Genomic DNA, 14,380 nt, shown 5'->3' on the forward strand with positions numbered 1-14,380 from the left:
GAAGCACGGAGATGAAATCGGGGCGCGGCTTTCGCCGCGCCCCGATGCTCCCAGGCCCTTCCCGGCCGGTGTGGCGAGGATGGAGCACGACGACCTTCGGACCGACCGGACGTGGACTGGCTGCCCCCGCCGGGCCGTTGTCTACTGGCCGTGCACCTCACCCTGCCCGTACACCGGTAACCGCGGCCGGTTCGCGCCGCCCCGCCGACCCCCGCCCGCTGGACCTGGCCGCCGCGACGATGACGCTCGAACATGTCGCTCGGCCAGCGGACGAAGGGACGAAGCGAACAACAGCCGCTTCCCGTGGTAGGACTCAAAGACGGTACGTGCCGACCCCCGTCGGTTGTCAACCCGCAGTCGGCCTGTCGTGTGTTGCGACACGGCGTGTCGGGTCGGCGAGTCTCAATGCGTACGCAGGTGCTCACGTAGCAGCGCCTGCGCGGCCGCCCGGTGCCCCTCGGCGAGCAGCCCTCCGGCGGCCAGCACGTAGTCGGCGTCGACCACCGCCGCGGCGGCGCGCGGCAGCGCCCACCCGCCGGCGTGGTCGGCCAGGACCGCCGTCAGCACCTGCCCGGACACGTCAGCCGGCGAGTGCCGCAGCACCCCACCGGAGCCCACCAGCATCCGCACGTCGCGCAGGTCCCGCCCGGCGCGCTCACCGGTGGCGGCGCCTCGGGCGTGCCGGCGCAGCGCCACCGTCGCGGCGAGGGTGGCGATGCGCCGGTCCACGGCCCGCTCGACGTCGTCGACGGCCAGGAAGGCCGGGTCGGCCGCCCGGCGCGCCGCGGCGGCACCCAGGTCGTCGGCTTCGCCGGCGGTGAGCAGCCGTTCCTCGACGGCGGCCCGCACCACCCCGGGGGCGCTCCACCGCATGCCCAGATCGCCCTCCACGGTGCGGGCCCGCCACAGACTGCCGGCGACCTCCCGGCCCGGCCCGGTGGCCCGCTCGTCGGGCGTGAGCACCGAGTACACGTCGGTGGTGGCCCCACCCACGTCGACCACCGCCAGATCACCGCCGAGGGTGTCGGCGAGCACCTCCACACCGGTGAGCACCGCGTCGGGGGTGGCCGCCCGCACCAACCGCGCGAACCGGGCACCCCGCGACAGTCGTTTACCACCGATGACGTGGCGCAGGAACACCGCGCGGATCGCCGCCCGCGCCGACGCCGGGGCGAGCACCCCGATGCGCGGCAGGACGTTGTCGGCGTCGGTGACCGGCACCCCGGCGTCACGCAGCAGCCCGGTCAGCTGCTCGCGCACGTCGGCGTTGCCCGCGTACACCACGGGCCGCCGCCACCGGGCCCGGGCCAGGCGGGTGGCGTTGTGGGTGATCGTGTCGGCGTCGCCGCCGTCGGTGCCGCCCACGAGCAGCACCACGTCCGGGCGGGCCGCCCGCAACGCCGTCAGGTCGGCCGCGCCGAGCCGCCCGGCCGCGACGTGCACCACGTGCGCGCCGGCGGACAGCCCCACCCGCCGGCCGGCCTGCGCGGTGACCAGCGGCTCGTAGCCGATCACGGCCAGCCGCAACCCACCACCGGCCGACGAGCACACGTACCAGGGAACGTCGCGCACACCGAGCCCGGCGGTGGCCGCCGCGACCGCGGCGTCCAGGCCGTGCAGCACGTCGGTGCCCACCGTGGTGGGCGCCGACGCCGCGCCGACCAGGACACCGCTGGCCAGGTCCACCACCGCCACCTTCGTGTACGTGGAACCCACGTCGGCGCAGACCGCCAGGGTCACGACGCGGCGGGAACGACCACGGTGCCGGTCGCGGTGACCGCCACGATCGGCGGATCGAGGACCTCCGCGGCGGACGCGGAACGGTCCGGGCGGCCCCGGCACACCACCGCGCAGCTCAGCTCCAGGGTGCGGCTGCGGCTACCCACCCGCGACACCCGCGCGGTGACCTCGACCACGTCCCCGGCGTGCACCGGCGCGTGGAACCGCACATCGGCGTACCCGGCGAACAGGCCCTCGTCGCCGTCGGTACGGATGCACACCTCCGTGGCGACATCGCCGAACAACCCCAGCGCGTACGCCCCGTCGACGAGGTTCCCGGCGTAGTGGGCGTGCGAGTACGGCACATACCGCCGGTGCGTCACCGTCAACCCGAGCCGTGCGTCGGTCATGCCATCGCCTTCCGTTGCGTGATCAGGGCGTGCACGAGGTAGCTGGCCACCTCGCCGGGCGTGGTGCCCCGACCGAAGATCCGGTCCACGCCCAACTCGTCGGTCATCGTCTCGTCGAAGCGGGGACCACCGACGATCAGCAGCGGACGCCGCCCCGCCGGCATCGCCTCCCGGAACGCCGCCGACATCTCCCGGGTGTTGTGCAGGTGCGCGTCGCGTTGGGTGACCACCTGCGACACGAGCACCGCGTCGGCCTTCTCCGCCCGGGCGGTCTCCACCAGCTCCGGCACGCTGACCTGCGCGCCCATGTTGGTGACCTTCAACTCCCGGTAGTACTCCAGGCCCTTCTCGCCCGCGATGCCCTTGACGTTGAGGATCGCGTCGATGCCCACCGTGTGCGCGTCGGTGCCGATGCACGCCCCGACCACTGACAGCTTGCGCCGCAACCGCTGCTTGATCACCGTGTTGACGTCCTTCGCCGACAGCAGCGCGAAGTCCCGTTCCACCACCTGCACGGCGTTGAGGTCGACCAGGTGGTTGACCCGCCCGTACACGACGAAGAACGTGAACCCGTCACCCATCGGCTTGGCGTGCACCACCATCGCGGGGTCCATGCCCATCTTGTTGGCCAACTGCACCGCCGCGCCCTCGGCGCGCTTGTCGTGGGTCACCGGCAGGGTGAACGACACCTGCACCATGCCGTCACCGGTGGTGTCCCCGTACGGCCGCACGATCTTCTTCGCGGCGTCGGCGGCGCTCATGCCGCGTCCCCTTCCAGGATGTCGGTGGCCGGGTTGCAGTAGTCGGCCTCGTGCGCGGCGACCCCGTCGAGGCCCTTGCCGCGGTCCGCGGGCCGCTTCATGATCCCGAAGGTGCCCTCGGCGATCGCCGTGAGCAGCGTCTGCTCACCGATGCGATCCAGCAGGTCCAGCGCCTCACCGAGGACCTGGTTGGCGCGGCGGCGGATGAACCCGCCCGGCGCCGGCACGAAGTCCTCGTGCAACCCACCGGCCGCGCCGAGGACGTACCGCACGTTCTGCAGGGCGATGTCCCGGTCGGACAACCACGGCGTCACCACCGCCTCGGTCATCATCCCCACCAGCAGGATGCCCTGACCGGTCAGCGCACCGGCCAGGTTGAAGAACCCGTCGAGCAGGTTGCCCCGGAACACGTCACCGGTCATGTGCTTCGTCGGCGGCATCCACTTCAACGGCGCGTCGGGGAACAACTCCCGGGCCAGCAACGCGTGCGCCAACTCCAACCGGAACGACTCCGGCACCTCCGGGTTGATCTCGAACGCGTGCCCCAACCCCAACTGCCAGTCCGCCAACCCCGCCTCGTGCGCGAAGAACTCGTTGAGCAGCTGCGACACCGTCACCGTGTGCGCCTCGTCGACGGCGTCGGCGGTGGTCAGGTAGTTGTCCTCACCGGTGTTGATGATGATCCCGGCGCGGGCGTGCACCTGCCGGGAGAACCGCTGGTCGACGAACGTCCGCACCGGGTTGATGTCGCGGAACAGGATCCCGTACATCGAGTCGTTCAACATCATGTCGAGGCGTTCCAGCCCGGCCAGGGTCGCCATCTCCGGCATGCACAGCCCGGACGCGTAGTTGGTCAACCGCACGTAGCGGCCCACCTCCTTCGACGACTCGTCCAACGCCGCACGCATCAGCCGGAAGTTCTCCTGCGTGGCGTACGTGCCGGCGAACCCTTCCCGGGTCGCGCCCTCGGGCACGTAGTCCAGCAGCGACTGCCCGGTGGAACGGATCACCGCGATCACGTCCGCGCCGGCGCGCGCCGCCGCCTGCGCCTGCGGAATGTCCTCGTAGATGTCGCCGGTGGCGACGATCAGGTAGATCCACGGCCGCTGCGCCGGGTCGCCGTGGCGCTTCACCAGCCGGTCCCGCTCGGCGCGCCGCCGGTCGATGCGCCGGATACCCGCGCCGACGGCCTTACGCGCCGCCGACCGGGCCGCCGTGGCCGCCCGCCCGGTCGGCTGGGTGAACCGCACCGACCCGGCGGCGGCCTTCTGCGCCAGCAACGTCACGTCGGTGCTGCCCTCGCGCACCAGGGCGTCGAACACCGGCACCGCCACCCCGTGACCCAACCCCACATCCGCGGCGACCGCCTCGACGAGCCGGTTCACCCACGGAATGCCATCCGGGTCGGCGCCGGTCACCCCGGCCAACCGCAGGACCGCCCGCTCCACCGACACGGTGGTGTGGCTGCGGGCCAGGTCCACCACCGGCTGACCGGCCCGACGCGCCAACTCCCGCGCCCGCGCCACCAGCACCGGATCAAGATCAAGCTTCCCGGTCATGATGACCCTTCCTCGTAGATGACCTCACCGCGCAGCACCAGACGCCGACACACCGGCAACGGCGTCGGGTCGTGCGGACCCCGCGCCTCCGGGTCCTCGGCCTGCAACACCGGCAGACCCCGCTCCACCCCCGCCGGCGTCGACCACACCGCGAACGTCGCCGGCGCACCCAACGCGAGGACTCCCTCGACGTCCAGGTGCACCGCCCGCCACCCGCCCCGGGTGTGCGCCGCGAACGCCGACCGCACACCCATCCGCTGCGCCGGGTTGTGGTGCGCGACCGCCGCCCGCACCGACCCCCACGGGTCCAGCGGCGTCACCGGCGAATCCGACCCGAACGCCAACGCCACCCCCACCGAGTGCATCGCACCCATCGGGTTCGACTCCAACGACCGGTCCAACCCCAACCGCGCCTCGTACATCCGGCCCGCGCCGCCCCACAACCGGTCGAACGCCGGCTGCATGCTCGCCACCACCCCGTACTCCACGAACCGCGCGATCAACGCCTTGCTCATGATCTCCGCGTGTTCGATGCGGTGCCGGGCCGCGCGCAACCGCTCCACCCCCACCGTCCGCGCCGCCGCCGCGAACCCGTCCAGGACGGTGCCGATCGCCGCGTCACCGATGGCGTGGAAACCGCCCTGCATGCCGTGCGCGGCGCAGTCCAGCAGGTGATCACGCACCTGCTCGACCGACAGGTACCCGTGCCCGCAACCCTCACCGTCGCCGTACGGCTGCGACACGTGCGCCGTACGCGACCCCAACGCCCCGTCGGCGAACAGGTCCCCGCCGGCGCCGACCGCGCCCAACTCCCGGGCCCGCGCCGCACCACCCAACTCGCCCCAGTACCCGTACACCTCCGGCAGGCCCGCGCCGGAGATGCCCAGCAGACCGGTGAAGTCCTCCTCGTCGGAGATCTCCGGGCCACCGCACTCGTGCACCGCCGCGATCCCCAACGACGCCGCATGGGCCAGGGCCACCCGCTGCGCCCCGACCCGCTGCGCCCGACTCACCGACGCCTGCGCGGCCGCCCGCACCACGTGGTGCGCGTCGCGCCGCAACCAGCCCGACGCGTCGTACCCGGGCGCCTGCGCCGCCTGCGGACACGCCGCCAGCAACGCCGACGACACCAACGCCGAGTGGATCGACGCCTGCGACAGATACACCCGCCGACCACCGGCGGCCCGGTCCAACGCCGCAGCGTCCGGCAACGTCGGATCCGACCAACCCGACTCGTCCCAGCCGTGCCCGAGCACCACCGCGTCCGCCGGCAGACCCGCCGCGAACCCCGCCACCGCGTCGAGCAACTGCCCCGCCGAGCGCACCCCGGACAACGCCAACCCGGACAACGCCAACCCGGTGTCGGTGGCATGCACGTGCGCGTCGACGAACGCCGGCGTCACCAACGCCCCGCCCAGGTCCACCACCCGATCGGCCGGCGGCGCGTCGCCGTCGGTCCCCAACCAGGCAATCCGCCCACCGGACACCAGCAGCGCGGTGGCGCTCGGGTCGGCGGGGCAGTGCAGCACGCCGCCGCGGTACAACGTCGAGGGGTTCGTCATGACCTCAGTCTGCCGCGATCCGCGCCGCGAACAGCTGACGCACCCCAGGCTCGGCCCGCAACAGCCCCAACGCCAACTCCGCGTGCCCCGGCACGTACCCGTTGCCCACCAGCATCGTCACGTCCGCCGCCAACCCCTCCGCGCCCAACGCCGCGGCGGAGAAGCTCGTCGCCATGGAGAAGAAAATCACCGTGCCGCCGTCAGCGGTGGCCAGCACCGCCCCGTGCTCACACCCCGGCACGTCCACGCAGACCACCGTCACGTCCGCCGGCACCCCCAACGCGGTGGTCACCGCCGTGGACAACCCCACCGGGTCGCGCGCGTCGGCCAGCGCCACCACCGACGCCAGGCCGGAGGCCGTCAGCGCGTCGCGCTCCGCCGCCACCGGCACCACCCCGACGGTACGCGCGGCGCCCGCCCGTCGCGCCGCAGCGAGCGACAGCGACCCGCTCTTACCCGCCCCGCCGATCACCGCGACCCGCACCGGTGTCGGATCACCGCTTCGCCGACGCTCCTCGACGTAGCGCGACACCACCCGGGCGGTCAGCGCGGGCGCACCGCACACGTCCAGCACGGCGAGGGACAACTGGGGGTCCTCGTCGTCGGGCAGCACCGCGGCGATGGAGCGCGCGAACAGGATCGCCCACCCGTCACAGGGCACCTGCTCGCTGCGCCCGTCCCAACGGGCCAACCCATCGGTGATCACCAGGGGCGTCAACGTCAACGACACCAGGGTAGCGACCCGCTCCCCCGCCCTGAGGCCCAGCGGGGACCGCCGACCGGCCTCCTCGACGGTGCCGATCAGCATCCCGCCCGACCCGGTCACCGGGTTCTGCATCTTCCCCCGGGTAGCGATGATCTCCAGCACCTCGGCGCGGACCGCGTCACCGTCGCCGCCGTGCTTCTCCGACAACTGCCGGAAGCTCGCCGCGTCCAGGTTGAGCCGCTGCACCCGGATCCGCACCTCGTTCGGCGCGATCGCCGCCGACGTGTCCAGGCGCCAGGCCGCCTGCGGCAGCACCCCCGCCGGTTGCACGACGCGGTGCAGTCCCACCGGTGACGTCACGCCGACCTCCCCTGTCCAGCCGCCCGAAGCCCCGGTCAAGGCTCGCGTAACGGGAAAACTTACGGCAGACTAGTTTCTGTACCGAATATTTTCCAGTAGCCTTCGGGCTTCGATGATCAGCCGCAACACCGAGGAGGGGCCGTGACCCAGACCCAACCGGTTGAGACCGTCCCTCAACCCCGTCACGCCCCGGTCGCCGTACCGACCGCCGGGCAGCCTTACGAATACCACCGCCGCCCCCTGGTCGAACCCGACTGGACCCGGTTCCCCGGCTGGCGCCACGTCACCCGCGACCAGTGGGAATCCGCCCAGTGGCAACGCGTCAACTGCGTCAAGAACATCAAGCAGCTCCGCGCCGTCTTCGGTGACCTGATCGACGAGACCTTCTACGCCGACCTCGAAGCCGACCAGTCGGCAATGGCCACCATGTCCATGCTGGTGCCACCACAAATGATCAACACGATGGTGCCGTTCGCGACCCTCACCACCGAGGCCCTGCTCGCCGACCCCATCCGCCGCTACATGATCCCGGTCGCCTCCGACCGGCGCACCGACTGGCCCTCACACCCCTACGCCAGCCGCGACAGCCTCCACGAGCACGACATGTGGGTCGCCGAAGGGCTCACCCACCGCTACCCCACCAAGGTCCTCGCCGAGCTGCTCTCCACCTGCCCCCAGTACTGCGGACACTGCACCCGCATGGACCTCGTCGGCAACTCCACCCCCGCCGTCGACAAACTCAAACTCACCCTCAAGCCCGTCGACCGCTACGACGCCCACATCGCCTACCTCAAGGCCCACCCCGGCGTCCGCGACGTGGTCGTCTCCGGCGGCGACGTGGCCAACGTCCCCTGGCGCAACCTCGAGTCGTACCTCATGCGCCTGCTGGAACTGGAAACGGTCCGCGACATCCGGCTCGCCACCAAGGCCCTCATGGGCCTACCCCAACACTGGCTACAACCCGACGTCGTCGAGGGCCTGGAACGCGTCGCCCGCACCGCCGCCCGCCGCGGCGTCAACCTCGCCATCCACACCCACGTCAACCACGCCCAGTCACTCACCCCACTGGTCGCCAAGGCCGCCCAGACCGCCCTCGACGTCGGCGTCCGCGACGTCCGCAACCAGGGCGTCCTCATGCGCGGCGTCAACGCCACCACCCCGGAACTGCTCGACCTCTGCTTCGCCCTCCAAGGCGAAGCCGGAATCCTGCCGTACTACTTCTACATGTGCGACATGATCCCCAACGCCGAACACTGGCGGGTCCCGGTCTGGCACGCCCAACAACTCCAACACGACATCATGGGCTACCTCCCCGGCTACGCCACCCCCCGCATCGTCTGCGACGTCCCCTTCGTCGGTAAGCGCTGGGTGCACATGCTCACCGACTACGACCGTGAGCGCGGCATCTCCTACTGGACGAAGAACTACCGCACCTCCATCGAATCCGCCGACCTGGAGGCGCTCAACAAGCGCTACGCCTACTACGACCCGATCGACACCCTGCCCGCCAACGGCCAGCAGTGGTGGCACGACCACCGCAACGACTGACCCACCGACGACGACACCCCCGGGCAGTCCAGCTCCCGGGGGTGTCGCGCACTCCGTGGTCAGGCGCAGCCCAGGCCCTGGACGTATCCGGGCCGCAGCTTCCCAGCCGCGATCTCGTCGGCGTACTCCCAGAACACCTCCGGCCAGTCGCCAGCCTTGTCCATGTCACGCAGCACCCGCCACCCGTGGCTGCTCCGCAGCGCCTCGACGGCCCGCCGCACCCCGGCCTCATCCCCACTCGCCCTCGCCCGCTGCCACTCCGCGATCCACCCGCAACCCACACGCGACGTCACAGCGGCACCGAACTGATAGCGATCGTTGATGCCGACGTCAACCAACGCCGCGACGTCGAAGCCCGGCGGGAGCGGCACGTCCACGAGCACCTCGGCCGCCCGCTCCAACACCCGGTCGGGAGTGACGATCTCCGGCGGAAGCGCACCCAACCACGTACGCGCATCCGCCCGGACCACATCCCCGAGGACCCGGGCGAACTCCTTCCGAGACCAGTCACCCCCGGTACGCAACTCGACGAAAACCCCGTCACGGGGACGGAGCAACACCTCGAAGTCGCTGGCGGAATACTCGAACTGGTCACCCGCCCAGCCATCGACCTGCACAGCCTTCGGACGACTGACGTTGAGCCGGTCGGCGTAACGGCCGGCGTAACCGTCAGCCGGATACCAGTCGAACTCCACCTCACGCCCACCGTTGCGGAACGTGATGGTGCCCGCCTCCTGGGTGAACCCGTACACGGTGGTCGCCTTCCAGCCCGGGCGGTTGATCAGCAGCCGCGGATTCTTCTCCGCCGCCCGCATCGCCACCGGCGAGTAGACGACCGGAGCACCGGCGCTGGGAGCGGAAGCCACCTCCCCGACCTCTTCGGGCTCACCCGGCAGAACAGAGACGGCCAGGACGCCGGCAAGGACCACGACCACCGCCGCCACACCAGCCAAACGACGCACTCTCGGTTGCCGCCGCGGTGGTTCCACGAACCGACCGAGCGTCGACTCGGACATGATCTCCCCCAGGAGGGTCTGCTTCATCCCGTCAAGCTGTCCGATGAGGTCCCGCCGAGCGGGGTCAGCTTCCCGAACCAGCCGGTCAAGGTGTTCCTCGGTCATCTCTGGTCCTTTCGGGTCGCTGCGGTCAGCACGTCGAGTACATGTCCAGGCGGGCCGAGGTCGTCACCGACCAGTTCGCGCAGCCTGGCTCGCGCCCGCGACAGCCGTGTCCGCACCACTGTGGGACCCACCCCCAGGACCGCCGCCACCTCTCGCGGCTGCAAGCCCTCCCACACGGTGAGCATCAACACCTCGCGGTCCAGCTCACCCAGACCCGCCAACGCCGCCCGGACAGCGAGCCGCTCAGGCACCTCACTGCCCGGATCGGCGGCCACCACGACGGCGATCTGCTCACGTAACCGCTCACCCAACCGCTGCCGGCGAACCCCACCCCGGTGATGGTTGGCCAACACCCGCCGGGCCACGCCGTACAGCCAGAGCCGAGCTTCACCGTCGGCCGGAATGTCATGCCTGCGCCGCCAGGCGACCAGGAAGGTCTCCGCGACGACGTCGGCCCCGTCCTCGGGATGCGCGACGCGCCGCAGCGCGTACGCCAACAACGGCTCAAAGTGCTCAAGATAGACACGCCGGAAGCGGTCCTCGTAGTACTCAATGCCGGAGCTCACACCCACTCCATGTCCGGTGGGGCCCCAACCGTGACAGCCCTCGAAAACCACCTCGCAACGCTCGACCCCAGCAACTGCCGGCACAGCCCACAACCACCCACGGCGCTCCCTCAACGGAATCCTCAACCCGGGAACACCACACACCGCCGACGACTACCGTCCACCACCATGAGACACCCGCGGCCCGCCACGGGCCCCGGCGACCGGGTCACACTCGACGAGGTCTTCTTCGACGTCGTCTTCGTCCTCACCGTCACCCAACTGGCCCACGCCCTCGAAACCCACCTCAACTGGGCCGGTTTCGGCAGCAGCGCCCTGATCCTCGGCCTGCTCTGGTACCTCTACACCGGCTACGCCTGGCTCAACAACCGCCTGCCCCCGCGAAAGAACACCACCAGGCTGCTGCTCTTCGCCGGCATGGCAGGCTTCCTGATCAGCGCCGTCGCCCTACCCGACGCCCTCACCGGCGGCGGCGCGCTCTTCGCCGTCGGCTACCTCATCGTCGTCGCCGTCCACCTCAGCCTGTTTCTGCACACCAACGCCCGCAGCGGCGCACTGCGACTCGCCCCCTACAACATCGGCGCCGCGCTCCTCGTCCTCGCTGCCGCCGCGTTCACCGGCCCCACCGTACCCGCCCTCTGGGCCGCCGCCGTCGTCACCCAGTCCGTCCTGCCCTACCTGCTCCCCCGCCGCCTGTCCTGGACCGGCGTACCCGAGGCCTTTCACCTGCGCCCCGGGCACTTCGTCGAACGACACGGACTGCTCGTCATCATCGCCCTCGGCGAATCCGTCGTCACCATCGGCATGGGCGTACCCGCCGACCAGCTCACCGCCGCAACGGCCACCGCGATCGTGCTCGCCCTCGCCGTACCCGTCGGGTGGACCTACGTCGCCGACACCCGACCCGCCACCGCGGCCCTGGCCGCCGCCGACCCCGCCGCCCGCAGCCAGATGGCCGCCCGCACCTACGTGTTCCCGCACTTCCTGCTGCTGCTCGGCGTCATCGCGACAGTCGCCGGTCTCCACACTGCCGTCGCCGGACCCGACGAACCGGCCACGGTCGGCGCCGCTCTCGCCCTCGGCGGTGGCGTCGCGCTCTACCTCGTCGGCATCGCCGCCGTACGCCGCGCCCTACGCCTGCCCATCCCCCCGGCCCGACTCGCCGCCGCGGCGGCGGCACTGGCCACCGTCGCCATCGGCGTCACCCTGCCAGCGACCGTCCAGCTCGTCACCACCATCGCCATCCTGGTGCTGATGCTGGCATATGACGCCCGACGGTCCACCCGCGGCGACGACGAGAATGCACGGGTCGACCCGGAACGCGCGTGATGCTCCTAGCTGCCTCGGTCGCCTCAGCCGCCGGCCAGCACCTCGGACAACGGCGCCGGCACCAGCCCTCGCTCACGCAGCCCGGCCAGGATGTGCGGCAACGCCTCATCGGTCATGGCCGCGTTCGCCTCGGTCACATGCATGATCACCACCGAGCCGGGGCGAACGTGGTCCAACACCGCCCGTACCAACGGCTTCCACGCCGTCGCGAACGGATCGCCACTGACCACGTCCCCGTCGACCACTGTCACGCCCAGCGGCGCCAGCGCGTCCAACGCCGCCGCGTCGTGGCACAACCCGGGAAACCGGAAGTACCGGGTCTGCCGACCGCCATACGGCGCGATCACCTCGAACGTCTTCGCCACATCGCCGGCCAGCTCGTCGACCGGCAACCGGGGCAGGTCGTAACAGTCCGCCGTGAACGCCGCGTGCCCGTAGGTGTGGTTGGCCAACTCGAAGCGCGGGTTGCCGGCGATCCGCCGCGTCACGTCCGGATACCGCTGCACCCACTTGCCGGTCAGGAAGAACGTCGCCGGCACCTGCTCCCGCTCCAGCAGGTCGAGGATGCGCAGGTTCGCGTAGGACTTCACCCGGCCGGCCCGCAGGCTGGCCAACATCCCGTCGGTCATGTCCGCGTCGAAGGTCAGCGCGACCTTGGCGCCGCTGCGCGGCCCGTGATCCACCACCCGCGCCCTGGTCCCGATGGGCGTCGCGCCCGGCACCGTGGCAACCACCACCGGCGGCGACGAGACGCTGGCCGACGGCACCTCCGAAGTAGCACCCGTCGACGGCACCGCCGAAGAGGCACCGGCAGGGGTGGACGAGGCCGACGACCCGACGAAGACGGGCCGGTCCGGCGGCGGCACCCGGGACGCCGTACACGCGGCACCGCCGACAACGGCCACCGCCGCGAGTACGCCACACCACAACGGACGAAGTCGACCCCGAATCACGCCGTCGATCATCCCAAACGCGAGCCACCCTCACTGCCCCGCCCGCACCCCGACCCGCCCCCGGCTCGCCCGCCCCTGCCTCGCCGATCTTGCACTTGCGGTCGTCGGATTGAGCGGGATGCCCCAAATACCGCAACAGAAAGTGCCAGATCGGCGAGGCGGGAAGGCCCTGGGAGCGTCGATCATGGGGTTGTGGTGCCGGGTTTGGGCAGGCAAGGGTGCTTGGTCCCCCACCACAACTCCATGATCGACGGAGCAGGGGAGCCAAGACAGGGACCGCAGCGCCACGGGTCCCCGGGCGACGGTGCGCCCGGGGACCCGTGGACCGTTCAGGTCACTTCGTGAAGGAGTCCTTCACGTTGCGGCCAGCGTCCTTAACGTTCTGACCGGCCTGCTTGGCGCGCGCGTCGCTCTGCTGGCTGGCGCCCTCGCCACGCATCCGCTCGTTGTCGGTCATGTCGCCGACGCGCTCCCTCGCGGCGCCGGCCATCTGCTCAACCTTGTTCTTTGCCTTCTCGGTGAAGCTCATCGCGCCTCCTCGGTCTGGCGGTTGTCCTGGCTCGCTTGCCCGGTCTCCGGGTGCCGAAACCGGCGGTGCCGGTCGGCACACCCGCTAGAGCATCCTAGGAAGATAGGTAGTGGGAGGTCAGCTGTCGGCACCGACCCACGATGGTTAACTGACCGGATGGGAGAGCTCCTGCTGATCCGGCACGGCGAGACCACCTGGAGCGCCAGCCTGCGGCACACCTCGTACACCGACCTGGAGCTGACCCCCGACGGCGAGCGACAGGCCCGCACCCTGGCCGCGTTCCTGGCCGGCCGGCGCTTCGTCACAGTGCTGACCAGCCCCCGCTCCCGGGCGCTGCGCACCGCGCAGCTGGCCGGGCTCACCGTCGACGCCGTCGACGAGAACCTCAGCGAGTGGAACTACGGCGAGTACGAGGGTCGCACCACAGTCGACATCCACGACGACGATCCGCACTGGAACATCTGGACCGACGGCTGCCCCGGCGGGGAGTCCCCCGCAGAGGTGGGCGAACGGCTGGACCGGGTGCTGGCCCGCGTCACCCCGCTGCTCGACCGCGGCACCGTGGCGCTGGTCGGGCACGCGCACAGCCTGCGGGTGCTCGGTGCCCGCTGGATCGGCCTGCCCCCGTCCGCCGGTGGGCGGCTACGCCTGGACACCGCCACTGTCAGCGCGCTCGGTCACGAACACGGCCGGCAGGTCATCCTGCGGTGGAACCAGCCGGCTCCTCCGGCACCCGGGACCGCGACCGACTCGGCGCCGCAGCGCTGATCTTCGGCGGCCGGTTCTCGTACGGCGTGGACAACACCACTGTCGTCCGGGTCGTGACGTTCGCCGAGGTGCGGATCTCCTGGAGCACCCGCTCCAGGTCGGTGGGGCTGGCCACCCGCACCAGCAGCAGGTAGAAGTCCTCCCCCGCCACCGAATAGCAGGAGTCGATCTCCGGCAGGTGGGCCAGCCGCTCCGGGGCGTCGTCCGGCTGCGACGGATCGAACGGCCGGATCGCCACGAACGCGGTGAGCGGCAGGTCCAGCGCCTCGAACGACACCCGGGCCGCGTACCCCTTGATCACCCCGCGCTGCTCCAGCCGACGGACCCGCTGATGCACGGCGGACACCGACAGCCCCACCCGCTCGGCCAGGTCGGTGTACGACAGACGGCCGTCGGCGGTCAGCGCGGCGACGATAGCGCGGTCGATCTCCTCCACGGCGTGCAACCTACCGGGAAAACGGTCGCACGGCGACGAGGTACCCGAGTGGC

The 14,380-nt window shown here is 71.3% G+C and carries 14 protein-coding genes; 3 read left to right on the plus strand and 11 right to left on the minus strand.

The window, feature by feature from the left end; all coding sequences use genetic code 11:
• Window positions 1–402: 402 nt before the first annotated feature.
• Genes AB0B68_RS09115 through AB0B68_RS09140 form a run of 6 tightly spaced genes read right to left on the minus strand, consistent with a single transcriptional unit; the run spans window position 403 to window position 7,065 of the window.
• On the minus strand, window positions 403–1,740 hold the full coding sequence (locus tag AB0B68_RS09115; protein WP_357258806.1) for a glutamate mutase L: 1,338 nt from the start codon (window positions 1,738–1,740) through the stop codon (window positions 403–405).
• Window positions 1,737–2,129, minus strand: coding sequence for a hotdog domain-containing protein (locus AB0B68_RS09120; protein WP_357223158.1), 393 nt, complete (start codon window positions 2,127–2,129; stop codon window positions 1,737–1,739). The genes AB0B68_RS09115 and AB0B68_RS09120 overlap by 4 nt, the downstream gene beginning before the upstream one ends.
• The gene (locus tag AB0B68_RS09125) at window positions 2,126–2,890 is read right to left on the minus strand and encodes an OAM dimerization domain-containing protein (protein WP_355007464.1); all 765 of its coding nucleotides are present in this window, start codon (window positions 2,888–2,890) and stop codon (window positions 2,126–2,128) included. Before AB0B68_RS09125 ends, AB0B68_RS09120 begins: the two co-directional genes overlap by 4 nt.
• Window positions 2,887–4,449 carry a lysine 5,6-aminomutase subunit alpha gene (locus AB0B68_RS09130; protein WP_357207587.1) on the minus strand — a complete coding sequence of 521 codons (1,563 nt, stop codon included), beginning with the start codon at window positions 4,447–4,449 and terminating at the stop codon, window positions 2,887–2,889. The genes AB0B68_RS09125 and AB0B68_RS09130 overlap by 4 nt, the downstream gene beginning before the upstream one ends.
• The gene (locus AB0B68_RS09135) at window positions 4,446–6,011 is read right to left on the minus strand and encodes an amidohydrolase (protein WP_357258810.1); all 1,566 of its coding nucleotides are present in this window, start codon (window positions 6,009–6,011) and stop codon (window positions 4,446–4,448) included. The genes AB0B68_RS09130 and AB0B68_RS09135 overlap by 4 nt, the downstream gene beginning before the upstream one ends.
• 4 nt (window positions 6,012–6,015) lie before the next feature.
• A complete protein-coding gene (locus AB0B68_RS09140; protein ID WP_357207596.1) occupies window positions 6,016–7,065 on the minus strand; it encodes a zinc-binding alcohol dehydrogenase in 1,050 nt (349 codons plus the stop codon).
• A 153-nt stretch (window positions 7,066–7,218) separates the two neighbouring features.
• On the opposite strand from AB0B68_RS09140, the gene AB0B68_RS09145 reads away from it, so the two are divergent.
• Window positions 7,219–8,625 (plus strand): lysine 2,3-aminomutase, encoded by a 1,407-nt coding sequence (locus AB0B68_RS09145; protein WP_357207593.1) that lies wholly within the window; start codon window positions 7,219–7,221, stop codon window positions 8,623–8,625.
• A 59-nt stretch (window positions 8,626–8,684) separates the two neighbouring features.
• Here AB0B68_RS09145 and AB0B68_RS09150 read toward each other — a convergent pair whose 3' ends face one another.
• Together AB0B68_RS09150 and AB0B68_RS09155 are read right to left on the minus strand one after the other, a co-directional pair.
• The gene (locus tag AB0B68_RS09150) at window positions 8,685–9,668 is read right to left on the minus strand and encodes a hypothetical protein (RefSeq protein WP_357208153.1); all 984 of its coding nucleotides are present in this window, start codon (window positions 9,666–9,668) and stop codon (window positions 8,685–8,687) included.
• Between the two features lie 74 nt (window positions 9,669–9,742).
• Entirely contained in the window at window positions 9,743–10,312 is a 570-nt protein-coding gene (locus tag AB0B68_RS09155; RefSeq protein WP_357258814.1) for an RNA polymerase sigma factor, read from the minus strand.
• Between the two features lie 168 nt (window positions 10,313–10,480).
• On the opposite strand from AB0B68_RS09155, the gene AB0B68_RS09160 reads away from it, so the two are divergent.
• Window positions 10,481–11,641, plus strand: a complete 1,161-nt coding sequence (locus AB0B68_RS09160) for a low temperature requirement protein A (RefSeq protein WP_357258818.1) — start codon at window positions 10,481–10,483, stop codon at window positions 11,639–11,641.
• Between the two features lie 23 nt (window positions 11,642–11,664).
• Here AB0B68_RS09160 and AB0B68_RS09165 read toward each other — a convergent pair whose 3' ends face one another.
• Window positions 11,665–12,594 (minus strand): polysaccharide deacetylase family protein, encoded by a 930-nt coding sequence (locus tag AB0B68_RS09165; protein WP_357208147.1) that lies wholly within the window; start codon window positions 12,592–12,594, stop codon window positions 11,665–11,667.
• Window positions 12,595–12,928: 334 nt separating this feature from the next.
• Window positions 12,929–13,123, minus strand: a complete 195-nt coding sequence (locus AB0B68_RS09170; protein ID WP_088989634.1) for a CsbD family protein — start codon at window positions 13,121–13,123, stop codon at window positions 12,929–12,931.
• 156 nt (window positions 13,124–13,279) lie between these two features.
• Between AB0B68_RS09170 and AB0B68_RS09175 the strand changes: the two genes are divergently transcribed.
• Window positions 13,280–13,891 carry a histidine phosphatase family protein gene (locus AB0B68_RS09175; RefSeq protein WP_357203336.1) on the plus strand — a complete coding sequence of 204 codons (612 nt, stop codon included), beginning with the start codon at window positions 13,280–13,282 and terminating at the stop codon, window positions 13,889–13,891.
• On the opposite strand, the gene AB0B68_RS09180 is transcribed toward AB0B68_RS09175, so the two are convergent.
• Window positions 13,821–14,327, minus strand: coding sequence for an Lrp/AsnC family transcriptional regulator (locus AB0B68_RS09180; protein ID WP_354973887.1), 507 nt, complete (start codon window positions 14,325–14,327; stop codon window positions 13,821–13,823). The genes AB0B68_RS09175 and AB0B68_RS09180 overlap by 71 nt on opposite strands.
• Window positions 14,328–14,380 lie beyond the last annotated feature (53 nt).

The organism is Micromonospora sp. NPDC049049 (assembly GCF_040649115.1).
Classification (GTDB): Bacteria; Actinomycetota; Actinomycetes; order Mycobacteriales; family Micromonosporaceae; genus Micromonospora.

Bases quoted from the DNA above. Each gene is read 5' to 3' on its own strand.
- AB0B68_RS09120 (WP_357223158.1), bottom strand. From the start codon at position 2,129: ATGACCGACGCACGGCTCGGGTTGACGGTGACGCACCGGCGGTATGTG.
- AB0B68_RS09125 (WP_355007464.1), bottom strand. From the start codon at position 2,890: ATGAGCGCCGCCGACGCCGCGAAGAAGATCGTGCGGCCGTACGGGGAC.
- AB0B68_RS09130 (WP_357207587.1), bottom strand. From the start codon at position 4,449: ATGACCGGGAAGCTTGATCTTGATCCGGTGCTGGTGGCGCGGGCGCGG.
- AB0B68_RS09135 (WP_357258810.1), bottom strand. From the start codon at position 6,011: ATGACGAACCCCTCGACGTTGTACCGCGGCGGCGTGCTGCACTGCCCC.
- AB0B68_RS09150 (WP_357208153.1), bottom strand. From the start codon at position 9,668: ATGAAGCAGACCCTCCTGGGGGAGATCATGTCCGAGTCGACGCTCGGT.
- AB0B68_RS09160 (WP_357258818.1), top strand. From the start codon at position 10,481: ATGAGACACCCGCGGCCCGCCACGGGCCCCGGCGACCGGGTCACACTC.
- AB0B68_RS09170 (WP_088989634.1), bottom strand. From the start codon at position 13,123: ATGAGCTTCACCGAGAAGGCAAAGAACAAGGTTGAGCAGATGGCCGGC.
- AB0B68_RS09175 (WP_357203336.1), top strand. From the start codon at position 13,280: ATGGGAGAGCTCCTGCTGATCCGGCACGGCGAGACCACCTGGAGCGCC.